Source organism: Thermotoga sp. RQ7 (assembly GCF_000832145.1).
GTDB lineage: Bacteria > Thermotogota > Thermotogae > Thermotogales > Thermotogaceae > Thermotoga > Thermotoga neapolitana.
Window position 1 is genome coordinate 1,175,902 of sequence record NZ_CP007633.1, and the last position, 24,128, is coordinate 1,200,029.

General features: G+C 46.0%; 24 protein-coding genes. 23 read left to right on the plus strand and 1 reads right to left on the minus strand.

Translation table 11 applies throughout. The features are described from left to right. Window positions 1–10 precede the first annotated feature (10 nt). From TRQ7_RS05885 to TRQ7_RS05895, 3 genes are read left to right on the plus strand one after another with little or no spacing between them, the layout of a single operon-like run. Entirely contained in the window at window positions 11–1,183 is a 1,173-nt protein-coding gene (locus TRQ7_RS05885; RefSeq protein WP_041844215.1) for a hypothetical protein, read from the plus strand. Between the two features lie 3 nt (window positions 1,184–1,186). Beyond that, window positions 1,187–2,053, plus strand: a complete 867-nt coding sequence (locus tag TRQ7_RS05890) for a DMT family transporter (RefSeq protein ID WP_015919403.1) — start codon at window positions 1,187–1,189, stop codon at window positions 2,051–2,053. Beyond that, a complete protein-coding gene (locus TRQ7_RS05895) occupies window positions 2,037–3,191 on the plus strand; it encodes an amidohydrolase (RefSeq protein ID WP_041844216.1) in 1,155 nt (384 codons plus the stop codon). The genes TRQ7_RS05890 and TRQ7_RS05895 overlap by 17 nt, the downstream gene beginning before the upstream one ends. A gap of 6 nt (window positions 3,192–3,197) precedes the next feature. On the opposite strand, the gene fabG is transcribed toward TRQ7_RS05895, so the two are convergent. Further along, window positions 3,198–3,938, minus strand: a complete 741-nt coding sequence (fabG, locus tag TRQ7_RS05900; RefSeq protein ID WP_041844217.1) for a 3-oxoacyl-[acyl-carrier-protein] reductase — start codon at window positions 3,936–3,938, stop codon at window positions 3,198–3,200. Window positions 3,939–4,077: 139 nt separating this feature from the next. Between fabG and TRQ7_RS05905 the strand changes: the two genes are divergently transcribed. From TRQ7_RS05905 to TRQ7_RS06000, 20 genes are all read left to right on the plus strand, one after another. Beyond that, entirely contained in the window at window positions 4,078–5,145 is a 1,068-nt protein-coding gene (locus tag TRQ7_RS05905; protein ID WP_015919406.1) for a metallophosphoesterase, read from the plus strand. Then, window positions 5,146–5,469, plus strand: coding sequence for a hypothetical protein (locus TRQ7_RS05910; RefSeq protein ID WP_015919407.1), 324 nt, complete (start codon window positions 5,146–5,148; stop codon window positions 5,467–5,469). It abuts the gene before it with no gap. 4 nt (window positions 5,470–5,473) lie between these two features. Then, on the plus strand, window positions 5,474–6,517 hold the full coding sequence (locus TRQ7_RS05915) for a V-type ATPase subunit (RefSeq protein WP_015919408.1): 1,044 nt from the start codon (window positions 5,474–5,476) through the stop codon (window positions 6,515–6,517). A gap of 2 nt (window positions 6,518–6,519) precedes the next feature. Beyond that, the gene (locus TRQ7_RS05920; RefSeq protein WP_038067297.1) at window positions 6,520–8,373 is read left to right on the plus strand and encodes a V-type ATPase 116kDa subunit family protein; all 1,854 of its coding nucleotides are present in this window, start codon (window positions 6,520–6,522) and stop codon (window positions 8,371–8,373) included. Between the two features lie 14 nt (window positions 8,374–8,387). Further along, window positions 8,388–8,819 carry an ATP synthase subunit C gene (locus TRQ7_RS05925; RefSeq protein WP_038067300.1) on the plus strand — a complete coding sequence of 144 codons (432 nt, stop codon included), beginning with the start codon at window positions 8,388–8,390 and terminating at the stop codon, window positions 8,817–8,819. A 2-nt stretch (window positions 8,820–8,821) separates the two neighbouring features. After that, window positions 8,822–9,136, plus strand: coding sequence for a V-type ATP synthase subunit F (locus tag TRQ7_RS05930; protein ID WP_038067304.1), 315 nt, complete (start codon window positions 8,822–8,824; stop codon window positions 9,134–9,136). Next, entirely contained in the window at window positions 9,129–9,713 is a 585-nt protein-coding gene (locus TRQ7_RS05935; RefSeq protein WP_041844218.1) for a V-type ATP synthase subunit E, read from the plus strand. Before TRQ7_RS05930 ends, TRQ7_RS05935 begins: the two co-directional genes overlap by 8 nt. Continuing rightward, window positions 9,713–11,473 (plus strand): V-type ATP synthase subunit A, encoded by a 1,761-nt coding sequence (locus tag TRQ7_RS05940; protein ID WP_144399163.1) that lies wholly within the window; start codon window positions 9,713–9,715, stop codon window positions 11,471–11,473. Before TRQ7_RS05935 ends, TRQ7_RS05940 begins: the two co-directional genes overlap by 1 nt. Window positions 11,474–11,477: 4 nt before the next feature. Next, a complete protein-coding gene (locus tag TRQ7_RS05945; protein WP_015919414.1) occupies window positions 11,478–12,860 on the plus strand; it encodes a V-type ATP synthase subunit B in 1,383 nt (460 codons plus the stop codon). After that, window positions 12,857–13,468: a V-type ATP synthase subunit D gene (locus tag TRQ7_RS05950; protein WP_015919415.1), complete on the plus strand. Its 612-nt coding sequence runs from the start codon at window positions 12,857–12,859 to the stop codon at window positions 13,466–13,468. Before TRQ7_RS05945 ends, TRQ7_RS05950 begins: the two co-directional genes overlap by 4 nt. Before the next feature lie 13 nt (window positions 13,469–13,481). Next, entirely contained in the window at window positions 13,482–14,594 is a 1,113-nt protein-coding gene (locus TRQ7_RS05955) for an alanyl-tRNA editing protein (protein ID WP_041844219.1), read from the plus strand. Continuing rightward, window positions 14,585–15,379, plus strand: a complete 795-nt coding sequence (locus TRQ7_RS05960) for a DUF2520 domain-containing protein (protein ID WP_041844220.1) — start codon at window positions 14,585–14,587, stop codon at window positions 15,377–15,379. Before TRQ7_RS05955 ends, TRQ7_RS05960 begins: the two co-directional genes overlap by 10 nt. Then, entirely contained in the window at window positions 15,345–16,157 is an 813-nt protein-coding gene (panB, locus tag TRQ7_RS05965) for a 3-methyl-2-oxobutanoate hydroxymethyltransferase (protein WP_041844221.1), read from the plus strand. The genes TRQ7_RS05960 and panB overlap by 35 nt, the downstream gene beginning before the upstream one ends. Further along, a complete protein-coding gene (locus TRQ7_RS05970; protein WP_041844222.1) occupies window positions 16,154–17,365 on the plus strand; it encodes an S-layer homology domain-containing protein in 1,212 nt (403 codons plus the stop codon). Before panB ends, TRQ7_RS05970 begins: the two co-directional genes overlap by 4 nt. A gap of 111 nt (window positions 17,366–17,476) precedes the next feature. Further along, window positions 17,477–18,481: a Holliday junction branch migration DNA helicase RuvB gene (ruvB, locus tag TRQ7_RS05975; RefSeq protein ID WP_038067307.1), complete on the plus strand. Its 1,005-nt coding sequence runs from the start codon at window positions 17,477–17,479 to the stop codon at window positions 18,479–18,481. An 11-nt stretch (window positions 18,482–18,492) separates the two neighbouring features. Then, window positions 18,493–19,182: a YggS family pyridoxal phosphate-dependent enzyme gene (locus TRQ7_RS05980; RefSeq protein ID WP_041844223.1), complete on the plus strand. Its 690-nt coding sequence runs from the start codon at window positions 18,493–18,495 to the stop codon at window positions 19,180–19,182. Continuing rightward, the gene (locus TRQ7_RS05985; protein ID WP_041844224.1) at window positions 19,183–19,479 is read left to right on the plus strand and encodes a YggT family protein; all 297 of its coding nucleotides are present in this window, start codon (window positions 19,183–19,185) and stop codon (window positions 19,477–19,479) included. Then, window positions 19,476–20,252, plus strand: coding sequence for an NAD(+) kinase (locus TRQ7_RS05990; protein ID WP_015919424.1), 777 nt, complete (start codon window positions 19,476–19,478; stop codon window positions 20,250–20,252). Before TRQ7_RS05985 ends, TRQ7_RS05990 begins: the two co-directional genes overlap by 4 nt. Next, window positions 20,249–20,956, plus strand: coding sequence for a phosphate signaling complex protein PhoU (gene phoU, locus TRQ7_RS05995; RefSeq protein WP_041844225.1), 708 nt, complete (start codon window positions 20,249–20,251; stop codon window positions 20,954–20,956). The genes TRQ7_RS05990 and phoU overlap by 4 nt, the downstream gene beginning before the upstream one ends. Continuing rightward, a complete protein-coding gene (locus tag TRQ7_RS06000; protein ID WP_041844226.1) occupies window positions 20,940–24,125 on the plus strand; it encodes an LptF/LptG family permease in 3,186 nt (1,061 codons plus the stop codon). Before phoU ends, TRQ7_RS06000 begins: the two co-directional genes overlap by 17 nt. Window positions 24,126–24,128: the final 3 nt, after the last annotated feature.

Below are 24,128 nucleotides of genomic sequence, written 5' to 3' on the forward strand. Positions count from 1 at the left end.
GGTGAAGGACATGAGGTCCTTGATAATTTTATCCATCCTGTCGATGACGGTCATGGCATCACCCGTGCTTCTACTTTTCGAAGACAGTGCGATACTCATGGAAGACGTTTCTGTGGACAAAACGATGAACATCACGATACCGGAAAACTGGGATGTTATGGACGTGCTTGGGGCAGAGAGCTGGTATGTTCTACCGCAGGAAAAACTCTCCTGGGAAGATGTTATGAAGGGGAAAGTCGTCGAAATAGTGGAGAATCCTCCTGAGAGATCTGAACTTGTGAGTCTGTCGCCTCTTGTTTTCAGGAAAGGAAAAAAGTACTTCTTATACAGCACCACTCTGGAGAAATGGCTGGCGTTCGACTACGAAGAATCAAAAAGTGAGCGAACACTCGTTTTGAACGGTCAGGGAGAGGTAACGATACTGCTTCGCTCCAGCGCAGGCTGGAATGTCCAGTACTATCTTTTTGAAAATCTCCTGATCGGGAACGTTTTCCTTTCTGTCTCTGGCGTGAATCGTGCAGAAGTTTTTCTTGTTTCAAGGCGCCTGAGAGAAACATCGACGAAAGAAGTCTTTGCCATAAGCAGGGCTCCATCTGGGGAAACCTTCGAAGAATATGAAGCCGAAGAGGTGAAAATCTACCGCCTTGGAGAAGTAGAAAATCTGAACAGATCCCCCGTTGTGGAGTTTTTGCGAACGAACCTGTCGGATCTGGAGGAATTCTACGAATACGAATTCAGCGTGAGTGATCGAAGTTTCGATTTTCGGAAGACCACGTTTACAAAGAAGTTCAAAACCACCGTTGACCTTCCAAAGGGTACGGTGAACATCTTCTCGAGGGTGGTCGGAATGAACCTGATTGTCGGAAAAACAGATATAGTGGATACCCCAAAGAATACCCCACTGGAGATTCCAGTGACATCCTCGTGGGACGTGCGTGTGAAGGGGGATCTTCTGGAAGAAAAAGAATACAAAGATTTCCATGAGAGACACTGGAAAGTGACGATCCAGAATCTTGGAGAAAAAGAATCCAGGGTGAGAATCACCGTATATGGAAGCGAGATGACATTGCAGAAGACCGCCGTTGAGCCGTCGAAAGTGACTTCTGACACGATCGTTTTTGATCTACCCGTCTCCGGCAGTTCAGAAAAAGAGATCGAGTTCACTGTGAGGAGCAGGTGGTGAGGTTTGTTAAAAGCACTGCTCAGTCTGCTTTTCGTCACGTTCATCTGGGGTTCCACGTTTCCTCTTCAGAAAATAGCGCTGGTGGGGGCCTCTCCCACCTTTTATATCGCTGTCAGGTTCACTGTAGCAGCTGTTCTTTCTTATCTTTTGTTTGGAAAGGGAAACTTCAGGTACGGAGCGATCCTGGGTGTTGTTCTCGGTGTAGCGTACACCGCACAGACGTGGGGGCTCACACTCACCACTTCCACAAAGAGTGGTTTCATAACGTCGCTTTACATAGTGTTTGTTCCGATCTTCGCCTACTTCATAGAGAAAGAAGTTCCCACACCTTTTCAGATCGTTTCGTTTCTTGTGGGATCGCTGGGACTCTATATGATCTCTGGAAGAATCGAAGGACTCAACCTGGGGGACCTTCTGACGGTTTTCTGTGCGGTGGGCTTTGCTCTTCATGTGGTGCTGATAACACGATTTTCAAAACGGGTTGACGAAAAAGACCTTCTCTTTCCCCAGTTTCTCGTGGTCACCGTATTCAACCTGATTCTGAGTCTGTTCTTCAAAGACTGGAGATTCAACTTCCTTGCGTTTGGAAGTGCACTCTTCACAGCCGTGTTCGCTACGATACTCGCCATTTATCTTCAGGCGAAGTATCAGAAGGTGCTTGGAAACAACATATCGGCTCTTGTTTTTCTTGGAGAACCTGTTTTCGCGGCAAGCCTTTCCTATCTTGTTCTGGGGGAAACTCTCTCTTCAGAACAGATGATCGGATCGTTTCTTCTTCTGGCCTCCATTTTACTTTCCAGTCTCGAACGTGCTAAAATAGTTCGCAGTACGAACCAAAAGGGGAGGGATGAACATGAAGGTGCTCTTTAAAAACGCGATGGTATTTCCCATCTCTTCAAAACCCTTTAAAGGAGACGTTCTGGTCTCGAACGGAAAGATAGAGAAGGTGGGGGAAAACCTTGAAGATCCAGACGCCGAAATCGTTGATCTGACCGGAAAGTTCCTTTTTCCTGGCTTCATAGATGCTCACTCGCACATCGGCCTTTTCGAAGAGGGGGTAGGCTACTATTACAGCGATGGAAACGAAGCAACGGATCCTGTCACTCCCCATGTGAAGGCACTGGACGGCTTCAACCCGCAGGACCCGGCGATCGAAAGGGCTCTTGCCGGTGGAGTCACAACGGTGATGATCGTTCCTGGAAGCGCCAATCCGATAGGCGGGCAGGGAAGCGTTGTGAAATTCAAGTCCATCGTTGTGGAAGAGTGTGTGGTGAAAGACCCTGCAGGCCTGAAGATGGCGTTCGGTGAAAACCCAAAAAGAGTTTACGGTGAAAGAAAACAGACCCCCTCAACGAGGATGGGAACGGCCGGTGTGATCAGAGATTACTTCATAAAAGTGAAAAACTACATGAAGAAAAAGGAACTCGCAGAGAAAGAGGGAAAAGAGTTCACCGAAACGGATCTGAAGATGGAAATCGGAGGGATGGTTTTGAGAAAGAAGATCCCCGCACGAATGCACGCCCATCGGGCAGACGACATCCTCACAGCCATCAGGATAGCCGAGGAGTTCGGTTTCAACCTTGTGATAGAGCACGGAACGGAAGCCTACAAGATCTCCAGGATCCTTGCAGAAAAGAACGTACCTGTCGTTGTAGGGCCACTTCTCACTTTCAGAACGAAACTGGAACTGAAGGATCTCACAATGGAGGCCATCGCAAAACTCATGAAAGATGGAGTGCTCATTGCATTGATGTGTGATCATCCGGTGATTCCACTCGAATTTGCAACAGTCCAGGCAGCAACCGCCCTGAGATACGGTGCAAAAGAGGAAGAACTCCTGAAGATCTTGACGGTGAATCCTGCGAAGATCCTTGGGATGGAAGACAGGTTGGGTACCATAGAGCCTGGAAAGGATGCTGATCTTGTGGTGTGGAGTGGTCATCCGTTCGACATGAAATCCAGGGTAGAGAGGGTTTTCATAGAAGGAACTGAAGTCTTCAGAAGATGAGGGGCCTCAGATCACGAGGCCCCCATCCACTCCTATCACCTGTCCTGTGATGTAACTCGACTCGTCGGATGCAAGAAACAGGTAAACCTGTGCCACCTCTTCGGGTTTTCCAAACCGGCCGAGAGGTATTCTGGAGAGCGCCGCTTCGCGTGCTTTATCCGGGAGTTTCTCTGTCATCGGTGTCTCTATGAAACCGGGGGCCACGGCGTTCACCCTGATGTTTCTCCCGGCGAGTTCCTTTGCCCACGTTTTTGTCATTCCAATGACACCTGCCTTGGAAGCAGCGTAGTTGGTCTGACCGGGATTTCCATAGACACCCACCACGGAGGATACGTTTATGATCGATCCGCTTCTTTGTTTGATCATGTGCGGAACCACCGCCTGTGTTACGTTGAAAACTCCCTTCAGGTTCACGTTTATCACCGCATCCCAGTCCTCTTCCTTCATTCTCACAAGAAGAGCATCCCTTGTTATTCCTGCGTTGTTCACCAGAACGTCGATGCGGCCGTATTTTTGAACAATGCTTTCCACAACCTCTTTTACCTGCTCTCTGTTCGTCACATCGAGTACGTAGGGTTCCACCTTTCCTGGAAGATCCTTCGCTTCTTCAACGAGGCTGTTGAGACTGGACTCGGACACATCACACGCGGCCACGATCGCACCCTCTTGAGCAAAAAGAAGAGAAGCGGCCTTTCCTATTCCACTCGCAGCTCCTGTGATCATGCACACCTTTCCTTCAAGCCTCATGGATACACCTCCTTCAGGTCTTTTTAAAATTGTACCATGCACATTGACTTAAAGGAGTGTTAACAACTGAAAGTCTCAATTGAAACACCGTAGGTCATGCAAAGGAGTATAATCTATTCACATGTAAGGAGGGTGAAAGATGCGATTGTTTCTCATAGGCATCGCGTTCACGCTGATTGGTCTTTCGGTTTTGAAGATTCTAGACACTTACATGTTTGTCATCCCTGAAAGGGATCTCATATACAAAAACATCCGGCGCATAGAAAAAGAGAAACTAACAGACAATTTTACCTTCGTTGTGTTTGGTGATAACAAAAACTCCATCTCCACCTTCTCCAAATTGATAAGTGCGGTGAACGAAGACCCTGTTGTTTCCTTTGCAATCAACACGGGTGATATGGTTTTTGATGGTTCTGTGTTCAAATGGGGATTGTATTTGAAGCAACTCAAGAGATTCAAAGTACCCGTGCTCCACGTTCCAGGAAACCATGATCTAGCGGACGATCCAGGAAATTATCTGAAAATCTTTGGACCCCTCTACTATTCCTTCCATGTGGGAAATTCCTACTTCATAGTGTTGAACAATGCGAACGAAAAATGTGTTGATTCATATCAATTGGCATGGCTGGAAGGGGAACTTGAAAAATCCAGATCTTACAAGTACAGGTTTGTCTTCATGCACGTTCCGATATACGACCCCAGGGTAAAAAAGCAACCGGGACACTCCATGAAAGACTTGAAAAATGCTCTCACTCTCTTGAACATTCTAAAGAAGTACGATATTACTATGGTCTTTGCCGGGCACATCCACGGTTACTTCAGAGGAGAATGGAACGGTGTGCCGTATATCATCACAGGGGGAGCGGGTGCAGAGCTCTTCGGCACTAATCCTGAGCACTATTTTTATCACTTCATAAAGGTTCATGTCTCACCAAAGGGTGTAAACTATGAGGTAATAAAACTTCCAACCCCCGATTTCAACATCGTTGACAGGATATTTCACACTTTCTGGATTTATACGTACTCCTTCGTGCTTCAAAACTATTGGATAGTACTCTTTGGTACAGGCTTTTTCATGCTGAGTGCTGTCGTTATCTCTAGCAAAGAACAGGAGATAGCAAACTTTCTGATGAGAAGAAGAATTATCAGATTCGTGGTGAAGATCTGGAAATCTCTCGGAAAAATGAGCGGAAGGGGGAAGATATGAGTGGAGCGCAGCGTGGAAGAGATCGTGAAAACTCTGGTGGAAAGAGAAAAGCGCTTCAAGGAACAGTTACGGAAACTGGAGGAAGAGATGGAAAGTGAATACAAAATAGAACTGGAGAAATTGAAAGTGCTCGAGGAGCAGAGGAAAAAGACGATAAACATGCGGTATGGAGAAGTCATTGAAAACGCAAAGATGGAGATAAAAAGGTTGGAAGCAAAGATAGAAAGGGAGCGTGTGGAGATGAAAGAACGCATGGAGAAAATAAGAAATCAGATCGATGAACTCGTCACAGAAATATTGAACACACTGTTACCAGAGGAGTGATAGAGTGCGATTTGCCAGCCTTTCAGCCAAAGTGAAAGCAATGAAGTCGAAGATGTTAACAAGGGACGATTTTGAACAACTAATGAAAACTAAGAGCGTTGTTGAAATAGCCGATTATCTAAAACAGAACACACATTACAGGGAGATCTTGAAGGAAGTAGATGTATCCAAGCTTCACCGGAGAGACCTGGAGATTTTACTCAGGGGATCCATTGTACAGGACCTTTACAAGGTGTACTTCTATCTTCCAAACGATGCGAAAAGAATCTTTCTGTTGTTCGAAAAGAAATTCGAGATCGAGAACATAAAATTCGCCATCCGTGTGATACACTCGGGCCATCCTGAAAATCTCAGTGAATCCAAATTATATCCAGTCTACCACAAAAGTATTGATGAAGCTCGTCTTCTTTCGGTGAAGAACATGGAAGAACTGTGGAACGTTTTAAAAGAAAGCGAATACTACGCCGGGTTAGAAAGCGCTTACAGAAATTACCAAAATTCTGGGAAAGTTCACCATTTGCTAAATGCCCTGGATCTTTGGTATTTCCTCACAGTGAAAAGAAGACTGAGCAGTACTTCATTGTATGCACAAGGCTTTAAGCACCTCTTTTACACTCACATCGACCTCACGAACATTCAGTGGGTATACAGAGCGCGATTGTTGTTCAAACTACAAACACCAGAAGTGTTGAACTTACTTACACCTTTCCAGGGTTACCTGAAAAAGCAATTTTTCTCAGAACTTTCGACCGTTTCTTCTACAAACGAATTTTTGAAAAAACTCATGCAAACACCGTATGGTAGGTACTTCGAAGACATGGAAGAATCAAAATTGCCTTTCACCATAGAAAGGATATGCGATCGTGTTCTTCTGGACAGGGCTGAAAGGCTCTCAAACGATGTTCAGAATGGATGCAATGTCGCAGTTGGATACGTTTACATCAGGGAATACGAGTACAAAGATCTAGTAACCATAATTGAAACGAAGAGATACGGTTTGAGCTCGGAAGAGGCTAAATATTACCTTGTGATCTTTGGGGAGTGGTGAAGATGCAAGAAAAACTCGTTGCATTCAGTGCTATCACCATTAAAGATACCGCTGAAATGCTTGTGAAAAAGTTTTTGGACACGGAAAACGTGGAAGTAATCCCTTTGGAGCAGGTGATTGAGGAAGAAATACTTGAGTATCTGAAATCGCCCGAGAGTGTCTCTTACAATGATATTTATGAAAAACTGATGAAACTGTACGAAATAGCAGAGGAAAAACCTTCACCCAATCCAAAGGCTGTAGATATTTCTAGGAAAGTTTCTCTAATGGATATAAAAAAGTTCATGGAAGAAACGTTTCCTGCCATAGAAACCTTGCGTGAAAGATTGGAGATATTGAGGCAGGAGAGGGATAGGAAACTTAAGGATCTGGAGATAGTTCAGAAACTTCACTCAATTGATGTGAAACTGGAAGATATGAGAGAATCAGTCTTATTTAGATATCGATTCGGTACCATAGGAAACGACTATGTTCAGCGCTTAAAAGACAGTGTGAAGAATGAAGATGCCCTGATTCTTGAAATAGAAGTTGGTGAAGAGAACACTTGGCTCCTCATAGTACACAGATTAGATCTGAATATGGAAGGCGTGTTGTCGACAGCCGGTTTTGTAGAGTACACACTCTCTGAAAACTATTCAGGAACACCTCAGGAAATCTGTTCGTACCTTGAGGATGAGTTGAAGGTTCTGGAGATGGAAATAGCGATACTGCAATCTTCTGTAAAAAAGGAATTCTTCAAAAACAGACGTTTCATAGAGAAATATTTCGATTACATGTACGTTTTGAAGAATGTACAGGAACTCTTCCAGAAAGCGGGAACTACCGAAAACTTTTTCGTAATATCGGGTTGGACAACAAGATCAACTTTGGAGGAATTAGAAAAATTTGCCAGTTTTGATCTTGGTATCATTTTTCTTCGTTGTCAGCCGAAAGAAAAGCCGCCGACTCTGTTGAGAAACAAAGGGTTTTTCAAGCATTTCGAGTACATAACACGGATGTTTGGACTTCCTTCCAGTGATGAAATAGATCCCACCCCTCTGACTGCCATAATGTTTTTAATGTTTTTCGGAATGATGTTCGGTGACATCGGTCATGGTTTGGCCCTAGCACTGTTCGGTTTTGGGTTGTACAGGAGATTCAAGAACGATCTTCTCTACATAATTGGATCGGCGGGGATATCCTCCTCCGTATTCGGGATGTTTTACGGAAGCATATTCGGTTATGATGCTCTACCACCACTGTGGAAGCGTCCAATGGAAAACATAGATTACTTCCTCAGTTTTTCCATATACGTAGGAATCTTTGTAGTTACTCTTGCCATGGTTTTGAACATCATCAACAAATTGAAAAATCGGGAAAGATTCGAGATTTTCCTTGATTACAACGGAATACTGGGAATACTAATTTACTGGACAGCCGTAGTGTCAATCCTGATCTTCTTCAAAGAAGGAACCTTTCCAAAAGCAGGTTTTGTTTTGATAGGAGTCCTCGTTGGGATTCTGTACGTTCACAGTTTCCTCTCTACACAGGCGCCTTTATCAGAGAGATTGGTACAAGCATTCTTCGAAGTTTTCGAAGTTTTAATAAGTTATTTCAGCAACACACTATCTTTTGTGAGATTAGGCGCGTTCGCTCTGAATCACGCTGGATTGTTTCTGGCGTTTTACACCATGGCGCAGATGACAAAAAGTTCCATTGCAAAATTCACCGTGCTTCTCCTTGGAAATCTGATCATACTTGGCTTGGAGGGACTTGTGGTATTCATTCAGACGATGAGGCTAGAATTTTATGAATTCTTCACCAGATTTTTCAAGGACAGTGGAAAAGAGTTCAATCCAGAAAGATACAAACTCTGATGGGAGGTGTGAACATGTTTCTTCTGGTACTGGCAACTCTTCTGGTAGTGGTGACGCTAGCGAGTGGTATCTACTTCTCCAAAAAAGCCATTAAAAAGAAAACAGCACTGGGTATCTTTTTCGGTAACATGGTAGCCTTTGCCCTCCTTGTTTCTCTTGTTGTAGTGGGGCTTTCTTCAAGTGCATATGCACAGAATACACCATCAACACAACCACCAGCTCAACAGACTTCCTCGAACGGTCTTGGCCTTCTTGCGGTAGCCCTTTCCACAGGTTTGGCTGCGGTTGGTGCTGGTGTTGCAGTAGGCATGACGGGAGCAGCCTCTATTGGCGCAATAAGTGAAAAGCCCGAGATGCTTGGAAGAACTCTCATCTACGTAGGATTGGGTGAAGGAATAGTAATATACGGTCTCATTATAAGCATTATTATTCTCGGGAGGTTATGAAGGTGAGGTTCTATTTGATCAGTGACAACATAGATACTGCTATCGGCCTTCGGTTGGCTGGTGTCATGGGAACGGTTGTTCATGGCAGAGAGGAAACTCTTGAGGCCTTCAACGAAGCACTCCAAGATGAAACCGTGGGGATACTCCTTATTACTGAACTGGCGGCAGGGGAAATCCAAGAAGAAATAAATTCTCATAAGATCTCCGGAAAACTACCTTTGGTGTTCGTTATTCCAGACAGACATGGATGGCGTGGTGATAAAAACTTCATCACAAGATACGTGGAAGAGGTGGTGGGGGTGAAAATGAATGAGTGAGAACGATATTGAGACGAAACTTGAAACCTTTTTTGCCGTGTTCAGAAAACGTCTAGAAGAGAAAAAAGAAGAACTGAGGAAAAAATACGAACAACTGCTGAACGCTGAAAAAGAACGCATAGAAAAGGAAATCGTGGAGTTCGAGACCTCAACAATGAAGAAAGCAGAGATGGAAGCAAAACGGATGATCGACAAAGAAATCTCCAAGCTTACTGCCGAGTTGAGAAGGGAAAAGATCATCTACAAAAACAAATTGATCACGGAGATTCTCTCCCGATTGAAAGAAAAACTCATGAACTTACCTCCAGAGAGAAAAAAGCTACTCTACAAAAAGTTGTACGAGGAAGCCAGAAGGGTGGCACCGGATGAAAATTTTACTGTTTACTGTAATCCAAACGATCTTGGTATCGTTTCCGAAATTGTCGGAGGCGAGAAAATTGTTTCGGATCCGAATGTCAGGGAAGGAATTCTACTGAAAAAAGACAGAATGCTGGTTAGAAGTACCATCGACACATTTCTGGAGGATCGAAAAGAAGCCATATACGACATCATAGTGAAAAAGGTAGGTGAAATATGATGCGCATTTTGGAAATAAACGGCCCTGTCGTCAAAGTGGACAATACAGGAGACCTCTCCATGCACGAAATGGTGTACGTTGGAAAGTTAGGATTGATCGGAGAGATCATAGCACTTAGAGGGAAGATCGCCATTGTGCAAGTTTACGAAGAAACATCCATGCTAGAACCTGGTGAGCCTGTTGAAAGAACTGGAAAAATGTTGTCGGTTGTCCTGGGGCCAGGGCTTCTCGGGAACATTTACGACGGAATTCAAAGACCTTTGAGAACTCTTCTCGAAAAGGCAGGCCCGTTCATGAAAAGAGGTGTGAGAGCCTTCGGACTGGACACAGACAAATTCTGGTCAGTAAGTGTTCTAAAAAGAGAAGGAGAAAGAGTAAGGGGAGGAGACGTGATAGCGGAAGTCCAGGAAACAAACAGTATCAGGCACAGAATAATGGTGCCACCTCACATAAAAGAAGGTACTCTTGTGAACGTAAGGCAGAGTGGTGATTATAGAGTAACAGATACAATAGCGGTAGTGAAGACGGAAGACGGAATGGAAGAAATAAAACTTTATCAAGAGTGGCCCGTTCGAGTTCCAAGACCTGTGAAAAGATTTTTAGAACCCACCGTTCCACTGATTACAGGACAGAGAGTCATAGACATATTCTTCCCAATCAGTAAAGGTGGAACCGCTGCCATACCTGGTGGTTTCGGTACGGGAAAGACCATCACGCAGCACCAACTGGCAAAATGGGCCGATACAGATGTGGTTGTGTATATCGGATGCGGAGAACGAGGTAACGAGATGACGGAGGTTTTGGAAGAGTTTCCTCAACTCCAGGACCCACGGACAGGGAAACCTTTAATGGATAGAACTATTCTGATCGCCAACACATCGAACATGCCAGTCTCTGCAAGAGAAGCATCAATATACACCGGAATCACCATTGCTGAGTACTTCAGGGATATGGGCTACAACGTTGCCTTAATGGCAGATTCTACCTCCAGATGGGCAGAGGCATTGAGGGAACTCTCTGGTAGACTGGAAGAAATGCCCGTTGAAGAGGGGTATCCCTCGTACCTCGCTACCAGAATCGCTCAGTTCTATGAGAGAGCAGGGTTGTGTGAAAATCTCAATGGCACTGTAGGTTCTGTAACCATAATAGGTGCTGTCTCCCCTCCGGGTGGTGACTTTTCGGAACCTGTCACACAGCACACAAAGAGGTTCGTAAGGTGTTTCTGGGCTTTGGACAGGAATCTAGCCTACTCGAGGCATTATCCCTCTATAAATTGGATCACAAGTTATAGTGAATACGTTGAAACCCTGGAAGATTGGTTCAAAGATAACGTTGATCCTGAGTGGCCCAGGTATCGCGAGGATGCTCTAAGAATCCTGATAGAGGACGACAGGCTTCAGCAAATTATCAAGATTATGGGTGAAGATGTTCTTCCCGATGACCAGAAATTAACGGTGCTTGTAGCACGCATAATAAAAACAGGAATCCTCCAACAAAACGCCTTTAGTAAGGTAGATTCATTCTGCCCTCTTGAAAAACAATTCAAAATCTTGAAGTTGATAGTTGATACATATTATAACGCTCGAAAAATGCTCGAAAAGGCAATACCTGTTGGAAAGATCCTTCCTCCGGAGATCGTTTCGAAGCTTTCTACTTTGAAAGAAAGTGATCACTTTGATGAAGAACTGGCGGAGATAGAAAAAACTCTCACAGATCACTTTGAAGAATTAGAAAAACTCTATCCCAACAAGGCGAGGTGACACTGTGGCGGTAAAAGAATACACAGGTCTATCGGAAATTAGAGGACCCATCGTTGTGGTGGAAAATGTAAGTGGTGTTCGGTACGATGAGGTAGTTGAACTGATCCTGGAAAACGGGGAAAAGAGGACAGGAAGGGTGATCATAGCAGGGGAAAATGTTGCAATAATACAGGTGTTCGAAGGCACGGAGGAAATGGATATCGAGGGTACACGTGTTAGATTCCTCGGAAAACCCCTAGAGGTAAGTCTTTCCCCAGATTTACTTGGAAGAACACTCGATGGTCTGGGAAAGCCAAGAGACAACCTTGGCGAGATTGTTCCTGAGAAAACCGTGGATATCAATGGATCTCCAATAAATCCTTCTGCCAGAGAGTACCCGCGAAACTTCATTCAGACAGGTATTTCCAGCATAGATGTGTTGATGACGCTCATAAGAGGTCAGAAACTCCCCATATTTGCTGGAAACGGTCTACCATACAACAGACTCGCTGTTCAAATAGCACGTCAGGCGAAAGTTACCACTGAAGAGGAGTTTGCCGTGGTTTTTGCAGCAATAGGTCTGAGAAAAGATGATGCAAATTTTATTGTGAGAAGTCTGGAGGAAAGCGGAGCTATAAAAAACATGGTTGTAGTGCTGAATTTGGCAAGCGATTCCGTGGCTGAAAGGATAGCCACCCCAAGGGTGGCTTTAACAATTGCCGAGTACCTCGCCTTCGATTTGGGGATGCATGTACTGGTTATTCTCAACGATATGACAAATTACTGCGAAGCCTTGAGAGAACTTTCGAATTACAGAGGGGAAGTCCCTGGAAGAAAGGGATACCCTGGTTATCTCTATTCCGATCTTGCGTCGATATACGAGAGGGCCGGAATAATAAAGGGAAGAAGCGGGTCTATTACTCAGATACCAATTCTTACCATGCCAAACGACGACATCACACATCCAATACCGGATTTGACAGGATACATAACAGAAGGGCAAATTGTGATGTCCAGATCCCTGTTTGGAAAGGGTATATACCCTCCAATAGACATCCTTTCATCGCTATCACGTCTCATGAAAGACGGCATAGGTGAAGGATACACTAGAGAAGATCATCCAGATGTGGCTTCACAGCTTTTCAGTGCCTACTCTAGGGTGATGGAAGTGCGTTCTATCGCTTCCATAGTGGGTGAGGAAGACCTACCGGAAATTGATAAGCTCTATTTGAAGTTCGGCGAAGAATTCGAGCACCTTTTCATAAATCAAAGCTTCGACGAAGAGAGATCAATCGAACAGTCCTTGGATCTTGCCTGGAAAATTCTCTCTATTCTCCCCGAAACAGAGTTGACCAGGATCAATAGAGAGTATATCAAGAAATACTATAAAGCGAGTGATGAAACATGAGTGTAGCCCCAACACGTGGGAACCTCATAGCTTTGAAGCAGCAACTGAGACTTGCAATACAGGGGTACGATCTTCTGGAAAGAAAGCGAACTGTTATAATGAGAGAACTCGTAGGATTGATAGAGGAAGCAAAAAAACTTCAGGAGGAATTATTGAGTACCTTTGAAGAGGCGTACAGATCCCTCCAGAAAGCCAATCTGGATCTGGGGATAGAGAGCGTGGAAGAATACGCCAGTGGAATACCTGAATTCAAAGCGATGAAGATCATATTCAGTAGCGTGATGGGGGTTGAGGTACCGGAGATTCAAATTGAACGGTTTGAAACGGAGATCCCTTATGAGATATACAGTACGAACGCCGCTCTCGATCAGGCCTACTTGGTCTTTAGAAAAGCACTGGAATTGGTTGCAAGGGTCGCCGTAATTGAAAATAAAGTGTATCGGCTGGCCCACGAGGCAAAGAAAACAAAAAAGAGGGTGAACGCCCTGGAAAATTTAATAATACCTCACCTCAAAGAAACGATAAAATATATCCAGGACACACTCGAAGAACTGGAACGAGAAGAATTGTTCAGGCTTAAGCGTCTGAAAGAGAAAGTAGCGCGCTGAGGGAGGATCTTTTGTGAAAAACATTAAGGTAGAAGAAGTTGTAAAAAACGAAAACCAGGTGATAGCGATTGCAAGAGAGAGTCCCTTCTATCCAGATGGGAAGGGAGGCCAGCTAGGAGACAGAGGAAAGATCGGTCCTGCAAGAGTATTGAAAGTGAAAGAAAAAAACGGCTACATCCTCCACTATCTGGACACCGAACTTGAACCGGGTGAGTACGACTGCGAGATAGATCTTTCCAGACGGAAAGACATCGCCTGTCAACACACCGCCCAACACATACTCTCCGCTGCCTTTCTCAAGACGGCCGATCTTGAAACCGTGAGTTTTCACATGGGAGAGGAGATATCAACAATAGATCTGAGCGCTCCTTTCATCCTGGAAGATGTTCTGGAGGAAGTGGAAGATTTGGCAAACGAAGTGGTGAGAAGGTGTGAAAGAGTGGAAATATCGGAAGTGGATCTGAAAGAAGCAGAAACCTTGAACCTCAGAAAGATTCCCGAGGTGAAAGAAAAGATAAGGGTGGTGAAGATAGGTGACTTCGACATCACAGCGTGTGGAGGATTCCACGTGGAAAACACTGGAGAGATAGGACTTATAAAAATCGTCGACACGGAGAAGGTCAAAAAGATGTTCACAAGAGTGTACTTTGTTGCAGGAGAGCGTGCTCTGAAGGACTACGGAAGCAAAGACAGATTGATCAGGTCCCTGACCACTGTCCTCACCACATCTCCCCAGGAGCTGGAAAAAAGGGTGAAAAACCTTCTGGAAAGCGTAAAAGAAAAGAGCTCAAAACTCGAAAAACTCGCAGAACTCTGTGCTTCACTTCTGGCCAAAAGCATGGCTTCGAAGAGGGTTGGCCGCTTTGAGGTGTACGATTTTGATGGTCCGCAGGAGGTCGGAAAGTATCTTCCGAAATTCCTGGCAGACAGAGAAAACACGGTAATCTTGCTGAGGTATCCCGACCGGATTGAGATCGTCTCAAACTGGCTTGATTGCAGAAAGATTTTCGAAAAGCTGAAGGAAGAACTGAACATCGAAGGTGGGGCCGGTCAGAAAAGAGCGATAGTATCGACGAGTTCTTCAAAAGTCGTGGAGAAGATCGAGGAGATACTGGAATGGTTCTGAATTTTGTGGGAACGGGAAACCTCACAAGGTTCTTCCTTGAGTGTCTGAAGGGCCGGTATGAATTCGGATACATTATCTCCCGTAGCATAGAACGAGCCACCGGTGTCACCAGACTTTACGGAGGAAAACCTGCCACTCTGGAGGATCACCCTCCGTTGAATGGGGTTGTGTTCATCATCGTTCCAGATAGGCACATAGAAAGTGTGACAGAAATTCTGAGAGTTGAAGATGGTGTTCTCGTACACTGCTCTGGTTTTCTTCCTTCGGATATTCTAAAAAGAGAAAAAAGAGCGTCACTCCATCCCAACTTCTCCTTTTCCAACTTTGAGAAGGCTTTGAAGATGAAAGAGCAGATTGTGTTCGGTATCGAGGGAGATGAAGAAGGAATTCGAGTTGCCGTGGAAATCGCACAGGCGATATCTGGAAAATACATCGTGATCCCACCGCAGATGAAAAGGGCCTATCATCTTGCCGCCGTTATCGCCTCGAACTTTCCGGTGGCGCTCGCTTACCTTTCAAAGAGGATATACTCTTCCATGGGAGTGGAAGATCCAGATCGTCTCATCTCCACTTTGATGCAGGGAGTTGCGGAAAGCATCGGAAAGATGGGTGTGGAGAAAGCTCTGACAGGGCCGGTTAGACGGGGAGACTGGGAAGTGGTGAGGGCAGAACGGGAAGAGTTCAAAAAAATCTTTGGGAATGCTTCTTTTTATGATGAGATCGTGAATCTTTTGAAGGAGGTGGCAGGGAGTGAACGTGGAAAAACTGAAGAAGATGAAGGGTAAGGAAAAAATCGTGATGGTCACAGCATACGACGCTCCCAGCGCCAGAATAGCCCAGGATGCGGGGATAGATATCATACTCGTTGGAGATTCCCTGGGAAACAACGTTCTTGGGTACGAAAACACCATCCCTGTGACGATGGAGGAGATGCTCATACATGTGGCGGCGGTCAGAAGAGGAGCACCGAAAGCCTTTGTGGTCGCCGATATGCCTTTTCTTTCCTACCAACCGTCCCTGGAGAAGGCCATAGAGAACGCTGGAAGGTTCTTGAAGGTGGGAGCAAATGCGGTTAAGATAGAAGGTGGAGAGGAATTCGGTGATGTCGTCCAGAGGCTTGTTGAATCAGGAATTCCGGTGATGGGACACATCGGACTCACACCGCAGTTCGTGAACCGCTTTGGAGGTTACAGAGTCCAAGGAAAGACGGAAAAAAGCAGAGAGTACCTTCTGAGAAGTGCCAGAGAACTGGAAAAAAGGGGAGCGTTCGCCATAGTTCTGGAGATGGTCGTTGAAGAAGTGGCAAAGGAGATCACAGAGGGTATCTCCATTCCGACGATCGGTATTGGATCCGGCCGTTTCTGCGATGGCCAGGTTCTTGTGTGGCACGACCTTTTGGGACTGAACCCGGATTTTGCGCCACGCTTTTCCAAAAGGTACGCAAACCTGTACGAAACGATTCTGAAGGCTCTTCAGGAGTTCAAAAAGGAAGTAAAAGAAGGTATTTTCCCGTCCGAAGAACATGTGTTCACAGATAAATCCCAGGGAGGTGTATCTTCATGAGGAAGTTTCTGGCACTCGCTCTGATACTCGGAGCACTCATCGGTATCTCACAGCAGTTCAAGGACGTTCCCGTAAACCACTGGGCTTACGAGGCAGTAACGGAGATGGCAAAACTCGGTGTGATCACCGGAATGCCCGACGGCACGTTCCAAGGCAACTCTTACCTCACAAGGTATCAGGCTGCGGTTGCGTTCTACAGACTCTACAACATCCTCAAGCAACCATCCACCAATGTTTCTGGCCTTATCAACAAGGTTTCTACACTCGAGGATCTTGTGAGCACTGCCTTGATGAAGGTTCAGAACCTGTCTGATAACTTCGGGGGAATCACGTCCGATCTTGAAAGTCTCAAAAACGACGTGGCCAACCTGAAATCAACTCTCGTGGATCTCAAAAACCTCAGAATGGAAGTCATGAGTCAACTGCAGAGCCAGTCCGACACGATCCAGAAACTCGACTCCAGAGTAAACGACGCCCTCTCCAGGATCGCTGCCCTTGAATCGAAGGTCTCTGGAGATTTTGTGAGCAAAGATTACGTGGATACCAGAATATCTCAGACTGTCTCAAGATTGAGCGATCTTGAAAAGAAACTTTCGACACTTGAGACGAAAACAGCAAACCTTGAGGCTCTTGTGAAAAACACAGAGACTTCTTTGAAGGATTACGTGGAAAAAACTCTCAAGGCGTACGCCGAAACGTTCGATCAGAAACTCTCTGAAATCTCCGCAAATCTTGAAAGAAACAACACAGCACTCTCAGGAGAAATAGGAAACCTCAAGGTTCTCGTTTCCAAGCTCCAGAGCGACCTTGAAACACAGCAAAAGACAGCAAGGGCACTTGATGCACGCGTGAGCGTCCTTGAAGGGCAGGTCACAACGGTCAACAGCCGCGTGGAAAACCTCGAAAAGAGAGTCTCTCAGGTTGAATCCTCCGTCGGTAAGATCAGCACCCTTGAGAGAAATCTGGGAGCAGTCACCGCAAGGATCACCAAGGTTGAGGAAGAGATTCAAAGCCTCAGCCAGAGCAACACAGAACTCTCTCAGAAAGTTGACGAGATTGTCTCTTCCAAACCGTGGATGGAAGACGTGAACAGTGTGAGCGCCACCCTCAGCAAGAAGATCTCGGACGTTCAGACCATGGCCCTTGCAGGAGTTGCCATTGGAATCGTCGGAGTGATCATCGGATTTGTCATGGGTGGTAGCAAATAACGAAAACCGACACAGAATCAGAGGGGGCGTAAGCCCCCTTTGTTTGTCAAGTTCACCCCTTTCCGCTGTGCTAAAATGAAATTTGAACAGAAAAAGCAAAGAGGTGAAACAGTGAGTGATTTTCTCTCACCGGAGAGAACCGTTTACGACAGCGGTGTTCAGTTCTTAAGGCCCAAAAGTCTGGACGAGTTCATCGGACAGGAGAAGGTTAAAAGAAAACTTTCCCTCGCACTGAAAGCCGCAAAGATGAGAGGGGAAATACTCGACCACATACTCCTTGCAGGCCCTCCCGGGCTCGGAAAGACAACACTTGCTCACATAATCGCAAGCGAGATGCAAACGAACATACACATAACCAGTGGCCCCGTTCTGGCAAAGCAGGGAGACATGGCCGCAATTCTCACGAGTCTGGAAAGAGGGGACGTGCTGTTCATAGACGAAATTCACAGGCTGAACAAAGCCGTAGAAGAGGTGCTTTATTCTGCAATAGAGGACTTCCAGATAGACATAATGATCGGAAAGGGACCGAGTGCAAAGTCCATAAGGATAGACATCCAGCCATTCACCCTCGTTGGAGCCACAACAAGAAGTGGCCTTCTGAGCTCTCCCCTCAGGAGCAGGTTCGGTATGATCCTGGAACTTGACTTCTACACAACGGAGGAACTGAAGGAGATCGTAAAACGAGCAGCCAGACTGATGGATGTGGAGATAGAAGAAGAAGCAGCAGAGATGATAGCAAAGCGTTCCAGAGGAACACCCCGAATCGCAATAAGGCTCACAAAAAGAGTGAGAGACATGCTCACAGTTGAAGGTGCAGACAGAATAGACATCAGAATCGTTCAGAAGACCATGGAGATTCTCAACATAGACGAAGAAGGACTGGATGAGTTCGACAGGAAGATTCTGAAGACGATCATAGAGGTGTACAGGGGAGGCCCGGTGGGTCTGAACGCCCTCGCCGCCTCTCTCGGTGTTGAGGCAGACACCTTAAGCGAGGTGTACGAGCCTTACCTTCTCCAGTCTGGTTTCATCGCAAGGACCCCACGTGGAAGAATCGCAACAAAAAAGGCCTACGAACACCTCAAATACGAGTTCCCAGAGAACCGCCTCTTCTGAGGTGATTTCGTATGGGATTGAAGGAAAACCTGGAGAAAGTCATGGAGCGAATAGAAAACGCTGCCCTTCGTTCGGGTAGAGACCCTTCAGAAGTGAAACTCGTTGTCGCTTCGAAATACGCCAACGTTCAGGAGATGGAAGAACTTTTTCTCCTTGGGATTCGAGAGTTTGGTGAAAACAGAGCACAGGATCTCATCAAAAAGAGTGAGTATTTCAAAGGAAAACCCATCATCTGGCATTTCATCGGGAGAATTCAAACGAACAAGGTGAAATACATCGTGCCAAGGTGTGAACTCATACACTCCGTCTGGAGAGTGGAAGAACTCGAAGAGATTGAAAAGAGGGCAACAAAGATCAACAAAATTCAAAAGATACTGATCGAGGTGAACGTCTTCGGTGAGGAATCGAAGGCCGGCCTGTCCGTTGAAAGTGTCGAAGAGTTCCTGAAAACCTGCCAGAAGTTCGATCACGTAGAAGTGCTCGGGTTCATGACCATGGCACCGTACGTTGAAGATCCCGAAGAGGTGAGGTGGGGGTTCAGAGAACTCAGAAAACTGAGAGATGAACTGTCGCAGAGATTCAGCGGAAACATAAAACTGAAGGAGCTTTCCATGGGAATGAGTAACGATTTCGAGGTTGCAATAGAAGAAGGTGCAACCATGGTTAGAATAGGAAGTGCCATATTCGAGGGAGGGAAGTGAATGTTTGTGATAGGAAACCTGTTGAGAGCAATCGCTGTGACTCTGAGGAGTTTCATCTATATAGAGATCGTTTCAATCGTGATTTCGGTGATCTTCAGCTGGGTCATGCCGTACTATTACCATCCCGTGAGGAGGTTTTTCGATTCTCTCTCTTCTCTTGTTTTGAACCCCATAAGACGTTTTCTGCCTCCTATAGGATCGATCGACATCTCACCCATGATAGCCATATTCGTTCTTCTTTTTCTGGACGAGTTTCTCGTTGAAACTCTCTTCGATCTGGCGGTGAGACTCTCGTGAAGATAGCGATTCTGTACAGAGAGGAAAAAGAAAAGGAAGGAGTGTTGTTGAAAGAAAAGCTCTCAAGAGAGCACGAGGTGGTAAGCTTCCACGAGGCAAGTGCTTCAAATGTCGTTGATGCCGACCTGATAGTGGTGGTCGGTGGAGATGGCACGATGCTCAGGGCAGCAAGGAAAGCCGCCGACGGAACACCTCTGGTGGGATTCAAAGCAGGAAGATTGGGATTCCTCACATCTTACACCCTCGAAGAGGTGGATCAATTCCTGGAGGATCTGAGGAAGGGGAACTTTCGGGAGGAGTTGAGATGGTTCATACGTGTGGAGAGTGACATCGGTTCGCACCTGGCGCTGAACGACGCCACCCTGGAGAGAGACCTGAGTGGAAAGATGGTGGAAATAGAGGTCAATGTCGAGCATCATTCTTCCATGTGGTTCTTCGCCGACGGAGTGGTTGTCGCTTCTCCAACGGGCTCTACAGCGTACTCACTCTCCATCGGTGGACCAATAATATTCCCTGAATGTGAAGTTCTGGAGATCTCTCCCATTGCACCCCAGTTCTTTCTGACCAGAAGCGTGGTGATACCCTCCAGTTTCAAGGTCACAGTAGAATGTCAGAGAGAGATCAACCTGTTGATAGACGGAACGATGGTGGGCAAGACCAGGAGAGTGATCGTTCAGAAGGCTGAAAAGTACGTCAAAATTCTCAGACCGATCAAGTACGACTATGTGGCGGTTATAAGAGAGAAGCTGGGTTACGGGAGGCGCATCGAGTGAACAGGTTGTTGAGTGACAGGGTCGAGGAGTTCAAAAAGGGTGTCTTGAAGGCAGGATGGTTCATAGAGAAGATGTTCCGCAACTCGATATCTGCTCTCGTTGAAAGAAACGAATCACTGGCAAAAGAAGTGATCGCTGACGAAGAGGTCGTTGACCAGATGGAAGTGGAGATCCAGGAAAAAGCCATGGAAATCCTGGGGCTCTTTTCTCCCATCGGGAAACCCCTCCTGACCGTCACAGCCGGTATAAGAGTTGCAGAACTCATAGAAAACATCGCCGACAAGTGCCACGATATAGCCAAGAACGTCCTCGAACTCATGGAGGAGCCTCCACTGAAGCCGCTGGAGGATATACCCACCATGGCGAACCAGACCTCGGAGATGCTGAAGTTTTCATTGAGAATGTTCGCCGATGTGAATGTGGAAAAATCCTTTGAGGTCTGCAGGATGGATTCCAGGGTGGACGATCTGTACGAAAAGGTCAGAGAAGAACTTCTTCTCTACATGATGGAATCTCCAAAGTACGTGAAAAGAGCCCTCCTTTTGCTTGAGATAGCCGGTCATATAGAGATCATTGCGGACTACGCCACGAACATTGTGGAGGTCTCTGTCTACATGGTTCAGGGAGAACCGTACAAGTGCTACCACGATGAGCTCCTTCTCTTCAAGAAGGCCGGAGGGGTGCTGTTTGAAAATACTGACTAAGTACCTTCTGAAACTTTCTGCTGTACCTTTCCTGATAGGACTTGGCGGTTTCATCATCTTTGTCAGCATCGAGATCCTCTATCAGCTCTCGGATCTGATCGTTCGGCACAGGGTTGGTATCGGAAAACTTTTTCTACTTCTCTATTACTATCTGCCCTATTTCGTCGCAATGGGCGTTCCCGTGGGTGTGCTGCTTTCCATCTTCTGGACCTTCTCAAAGCTTTCTGAAGACAGAGAACTCATGGCCATCCAGGTTCACGGTATCTCTCAGAAAAACCTGATCGTTCCTTTTCTTTTTCTGAGCGTTCTTCTGTCGGTGATCGTGTTCTTTCTCAACGATCAGGTGGTTCCGGTGTACCAGTCCAAAGCAGAGGAAGCCATGTCGAGATACGTCCTTAAAAAGCCGGAAGTCTTCGTTGTGGAAAACGTGATCTCGAAAATCGGGGAGGACCAGTACTTCTACGTTGAAAAGTACGATGAAAAGACGAACACCCTATGGAACGTCGTGATCTTCAAGTATGGAAGCGAAGAGAAGATCGTTACCGCAAAAAGGGTGCAGAAAAGAGAGAACAGATGGTATCTCTTCGATGGAAGGTATTACACGGTGGATAAAGATGGTTTTTTGAAACTGGACGTTCATTTCTCTGAGATGGAACTCGACATAACCGAGGATATAGAAAACCTCCTTCGTGTGGGAAAGACACCGAGGGAAATGACTGGAAAAGAGCTCAAAGAGAAAATAGAGTTCTTCAGAAAGGTCGGCATAAAGCCCTCTCCATGGATAGTGGAACTTCAGAGCAGATACGCAAATTCTCTGACACCCATCGTGATAGTTCTCGTTGGAGTGCCACTCTCTTTGCTCTTTCAACTCAGAAGCAAATCCTGGGGTGTGATATTCACTTTTGTTCTTGTTGTTCTGTACCAGGGAAGCGGAGCCTGGCTCAGTGCTATGGGGAAAGAAAACCTTCTGGATCCTGGTTTTGCACCGTGGATCCCAAACATCGTGTTTTCCGTCGTGGGAGGATTCCTTTTTGTACTCCTGGACACCGCCTTCGCTTACAGGATTCGGGAGTTCCTCACCAGGATTTTTCTCCTCTTGATCTTCATCCTCGGCACTTCCCTTTTCTCCTCTCAGGTAAACATCGTGTCCGATCAAATGGAAAGACTCACAGACAAGATGCTTTTTCTGGGAAATGTGGAGATCACCTACAAAGACGCGACCATACAGGCCAGCAAGACTGTTGTTCATCTCAACAAAGAAGACAGAGTAGAATATCTCGAGGCCATTGGAGAAGTGGTCTACAGAAAGAAAGACACGATTCTGGAAAGCGACCGCTTGATCTTCTATCCAGAGGGTGAAAGGAACCTTCTTTTCCACGTGAGGGGAAGTACCATCGTTGAGATAGAAGGGGAGAAGAAAAAGATCTACCTGTCAGGGGAGGAAATCACCGTCGAGGGTTCAAAAACGACTGTGGACTTTGGCTACATCACCACCTGTTCGGAGATTCCCCCTCACTACAAACTGAAGGCCACGTACATGGAGATAAGGGAAAACGACTACCTTCTGGCCAAAAACGTGGTTTTTTATCTTCTAGAGATACCGATATTCTACCAGCCCGTGTTCTTCACCTCTCTCTCCGACAAACCGCAGCCCTTTTCTGTGGAAATTGGATACGGGCAGAATCCCTATTTGAAGACCTCGTACAACGTTTCCTACGCACAGGGTCTTGTGTTCTTTTCTGTAAAGAGCGTGCTTGGGGAGGGAAACTGGAAGGAGTTCGAATGGAACCACAAACTGGGAAACTGGACGGTCAACGTCAACTACGAAGAATCACCGGACTCTCGTGAGGCTCTGGTTAAACTTTTCGACGAGAAAAACGTGATTCTCTTTTCCCAGGATGAGGGTTACAAAAGAACGTATCGGTTCGAGCGGAAAGAAAAAGTGATGAACGGAAATCTGAACATCGTGCTGGAAAAATCATCGGATGGCACCTACATCATTCCACGCGTAACTCTGAAGAGGGCTTCCTTCAAATTGAGTCAGGGAACTCTATCTGTGAGCAGTTTCACCCATGAAACCCGTGTGGAAGGTGAAGGCAGCGAAACCTCCGGAACGGTGAACCTTTCATTCCGATCGGTCCCGTTTTTTCTTCTTCAGACTGTGAACGTCAACACCACCGGAAAGTATCTCTTCGAAAACAGGATCTTCGATGAAGAAGTGAGCTTTCTCAAAGTGGACTCCGTCTGGGATTTTCAGAACCTCTCCCTCGGGAAACTTATAACACTGGATGATAAAATATACGCTGGCATCTACAGATCCGAAGAGAACGGTTATCGCATCGGGAATTTCTTCACAACAACACTGAAAGTACCTCTTGACCCTTTTTCCTTTGAGAGTTACTACAAACTCTACGTGGTTCGCGGGGAAAACCTGAGAAAGTTCTCACAGAATGAATCCAGAAACGAAGTGGACCTGAAGGCGATCTTTTCTTACGGAGGTTTTCACTCCTCGCTTGAGACAACGTACGATTTCATCGAAGAAGAGTTTTCCGATCCATACCTGAAGACTTCTTTCTCCTTCAAAACGGGAAATCTGACTCATACAATCAACACCACCACCCGTTTCGTTCTGGACGATTTGAAAAAGAGTTACACCAGATGGGAATTTCAACAGAGGGCTGGATCGTTGCTGAACAAACTCTACTTCACTTACTTTTACGACAAGGCGAACATCGAATACATCGAAGACCAGATGAGGATATACGGAAGGGATTTTCTATTCATGGAGGATCCAAGGATAACGGCGTATTCTAAGGTGAAGGTCGATCCTTTTAAACTGGAAAGATTCTGGATACGTGGGAACTTCAAAAGGGAAGAGATCGTACATTCCATAAAACTGGATTTCGATGGCGAGGATCTGGATCTTTCTTACGGGATGAAAAATGGAGATCCCACTTTCGATCTGTCGATCTCTCTTGAAAACTGGAGCGTCAGGTCTTTCAGCGTGTCTGTTGAGAAGGCACTCCACTGTCTCGGGGCAAAGGTATCTGCCTCTTTCGGTAGGGACTTTTCTCTGGAAAACTTCTCGGTGTTCTTCTACATAAGGGACTTTCCAAACAGCGGAATCGGATTCGATTCGGAGGAAGGTCTGGGTGTGAACGTCTTTTGAGAG